This window comes from Jiangella rhizosphaerae (assembly GCF_003579925.1).
Lineage (GTDB): Bacteria > Actinomycetota > Actinomycetes > Jiangellales > Jiangellaceae > Jiangella > Jiangella rhizosphaerae.
Map to the genome: position 1 here is coordinate 1 of NZ_QUAL01000284.1, position 2,762 is coordinate 2,762.

Sequence of the window (2,762 nt, forward strand, 5' to 3'; positions counted from 1 at the left end):
CCCAACCAGAAGCGAACAGCACCCAGCAGAGGCCGCGGACTTGAGGCGCGCGTGCGCGGCCAAGACAATCGGGCAGCAGGGGGACGGGGCCAACGCCGCAGGGGGGCGGGCCCAACGCAGCAGGGACGGCGAACCCCCAGTCAGCGCGAGGTGAGGGCGCTCACCAGATCGCCGGCCGTCTCGCACTGGTCGAGCAGGTCGCCGACGTGGGCCTTCGTGCCGCGGTTGGGGTCGAGCGTGGGCACGCGTTGCAGTGCTTCGCGGCCGGGGAGGTCGAAGATCACCGAGTCCCAGGACGCCGCGGCGATCGACTCGGCGTACTTGTCGAGGCAGCGGCCGCGGAAGTACGCCCGGGTGTCCTCGGGCGGCAGGTGGACGGCGTCGTCGATCTCCTGGTCGGTGATGAGGCGCTGCATGCGGCCCTTGGCGACCAGCCGGCGGTAGAGGCCGCGCTCGGGCCGGATGTCGGCGTACTGCAGGTCGATGAGGTGCAGCTTGGGGTGCGACCAGTCCATGCCGTCGCGGTCGCGGTACTGCTGCAGCAGCGACAGCTTCGCCACCCAGTCGAGCTGGTCGGACAGCGACATCGGGTCGGTGGCCAGCCCCTGCAGCGTGGTCTCCCAGCGGGAGAGCACGTCGGCGGTGACGGGGTCGACGTCGGCGCCGTAGCGGTCCTCGACGTACTTGCGGGCCTGCTCGGCGTACTCCGTCTGCAGTTGGACGGCGGTGACCTTGCGGCCGTCGCCCAGCTCGACCAGGTGCTTCAGCGTGGGGTCGTGGGAGATGTCGTGCAGCGCCCCGACCGGCCGGGACACCGCGAGGTCGCCGCCGAGGAAACCGTCCTCGATCATGGCCAGGACGAGCGCCGTCGTCCCCAGCTTGAGGTAGGTCGAGATCTCGGAGAGGTTGGCGTCGCCGAGGATGACGTGCAGCCGGCGGTACCGCTCGGGGTCGGCGTGCGGCTCGTCGCGGGTGTTGATGATCGGCCGCTTGAGCGTGGTCTCGAGGCCGACCTCGACCTCGAAGTAGTCGGCGCGCTGGGAGATCTGGAAGCCGTGGCCGCTGCCGTCCTGGCCGATGCCGACCCGCCCCGCCCCGCAGACGACCTGCCGCGACACGAAGAACGGGATGAGATGGCGGACGATGTCGGCGAACGGCGTCGACCGGTTCATCAGGTAGTTCTCGTGGCAGCCGTACGAGGCGCCCTTGTTGTCGACGTTGTTCTTGTACAGCTGGATGGGCTGCGCGCCGGGCAGCCGGCCGGCCCAGCTGGCCGCCACGCCCATGATCGCCTCGCCGGCCTTGTCCCAGACGACGGCGTCGCGCGGCGAGGTGACCTCGGGCGAGGAGTACTCAGGGTGGGCGTGGTCGACGTAGAGCCGGGCGCCGTTGGTGAGGATGAGGTTGGCCAGCCCGATCTCTTCGTCGGTGAGCTGGCTGGGGTCGGCCCCGCCGCGGGACAGCTCGAACCCGCGGGCGTCGCGCAGCGGATTCTCCTCCTCGAAGTCCCACCGCGCCCGCCGCGCATGCGCGCGCTGCGCCGCGTAGCCGTTGACCACCTGCGACGAGGCCAGCATGGAGTTGGCCGCCGGATTGCTGGGCACCGAGATGCCGTACTCGGTCTCGATTCCCATGATGCGCCGGGCACTCATGCATCGAGCCTACGGCAGCGACCGCCGTCCACCACGCGGGCGACGCCGTCAGTGCAACGGCAGTCGCATGATCGGCCGCTCCGGCGACCGCCGTGCGACCTCGCGGAAGCCCGCCCGCCGGAACGTCGACGCGTAGCCGGTGCTGGTGGAGCTCGGCGAGACCGCGCCGTCCAGCGGGTAGGCCTCGACGGCGGGCGCACCGGCCTCGCGCGCCCACGCCACGGCGGCCTCCACCAGCGCCGACGTGACGCCCCGCCGCCGGTGTCCCTTGCGGATGTAGAAGCAGGTGATCGCCCAGACGGGGACGTCGTCGACGGGGCGCACCCGCCACGGCCGGTCCAGCGCCGGGACGGCGGCCCGCGGCGTCACCTGGCACCAGCCCACCGCCCGGCCGTCCTCGTCGAGGGCCAGCAGCCCGGGCGGCGGACCGCCCGAGACCACCGCATGGAAGTCGTCGCGGTTGGCGGCCGGGTCGCGCCGCCGGTAGGCCGGGCCGAGGCGCCAGGCCATGCACCAGCACCGCGCCGCCGGTCCCCCGCTGTCGGCCATGAGGTCCTCGAACGCCGGCCACAGCGCCTCGGTCAGCGGCTCGACCCGCGGCCCGGCCATGGCTCAGCGCAGCGACTCGACAGGTGCCGGCTCCGGATACCGGACGCCCAGCCCGGCCAGCGCCTGCTCGAGGATGCCGGCGATCTCGACCGAGTGCGCGAGCGGCATCTCCGGGCACTCCGTACGCTCCTCGCGGACTGCCTGGGCGACGGCCCGCAGCATCGGCACGTAGCCGCGGCCCTCCTTCTCCCACTCGAACGTCTGGGTCTCCTCGACGCCGCGGGCCGGGGCGTGGACGAGCCGAAGGGACGTGGCGGCGTGGAACCGCGGCGGCACCTCGATGCGCCCGGTCGTGCCCATGACCATCGCCGACCCCGGGATCGGCGAGATCAGCGACACGTCCAGATGCGCGCGCACCCCGCCGGGCCAGGTGAGGAGCAAGCCGGCCTCGTTGTCGACGCCCTGCTCGTTCAGCGTGCCGGTGACGGTGAGCGCCGACGGCGCGCCGAGCAACATCTGCGCGAACGCGACCGGGTAGATGCCGACGTCGAGCAGCACGCC

3 protein-coding genes are annotated in these 2,762 nt (G+C 72.6%); all 3 read right to left on the reverse strand.

Annotated features, from left to right (window positions below; genetic code table 11):
- Window positions 1-140: 140 nt before the first annotated feature.
- Entirely contained in the window at window positions 141-1,652 is a 1,512-nt protein-coding gene (gene dop, locus DY240_RS23330; RefSeq protein ID WP_199702186.1) for a depupylase/deamidase Dop, read from the reverse strand.
- A 48-nt stretch (window positions 1,653-1,700) separates the two neighbouring features.
- Complete coding sequence (locus tag DY240_RS23335; RefSeq protein WP_199702189.1) at window positions 1,701-2,261, reverse strand: GNAT family N-acetyltransferase; 561 nt, start codon at window positions 2,259-2,261, stop codon at window positions 1,701-1,703.
- A 3-nt stretch (window positions 2,262-2,264) separates the two neighbouring features.
- Window positions 2,265-2,762, reverse strand: a 498-nt coding sequence (locus DY240_RS32385; protein ID WP_233552847.1) for a Gfo/Idh/MocA family protein, incomplete at its 5' end; no start/stop codon positions are given.

Excerpts from the sequence above, each read along its gene's own strand:
- dop (WP_199702186.1), bottom strand. The coding sequence starts at position 1,652 with ATGAGTGCCCGGCGCATCATGGGAATCGAGACCGAGTACGGCATCTCG.
- DY240_RS23335 (WP_199702189.1), bottom strand. The coding sequence starts at position 2,261 with ATGGCCGGGCCGCGGGTCGAGCCGCTGACCGAGGCGCTGTGGCCGGCG.